Annotated in this window: 1 pseudogene; it reads right to left on the reverse strand. The window is 49.6% G+C overall.

Annotated elements, in window-relative coordinates:
* Positions 1–246 (reverse strand): annotated as a pseudogene (locus HMPREF2637_RS11320) (MSCRAMM family adhesin SdrC); the annotation flags it as partial.

The raw sequence follows: 246 nt of genomic DNA on the forward strand, positions 1-246 counted from the left end.
ATCACAAAGTGTAAGTGCATCAGAGTCAGTATCAGCAAGCACATCTGCTTCAGTCTCAGCGTCAGAATCAGCGAGCGCATCCGATTCCGTCTCTGCCTCTGAGTCAGCATCAACAAGCGTATCCGCTTCAGTATCTACGTCAGCCTCAGTAGGTGCGTCAGAATTAGTCAGCACGTCTGAGTCAGTCTCAACAAGTGCCTCTGTCTCAGAATCCGCTTCATCAAGCGTTTCAGTATCAGAGTCAGC

The sequence above is a fragment of the Streptococcus sp. HMSC065H07 genome (assembly GCF_001837325.1).
Taxonomy (GTDB): domain Bacteria; phylum Bacillota; class Bacilli; order Lactobacillales; family Streptococcaceae; genus Streptococcus; species Streptococcus salivarius_H.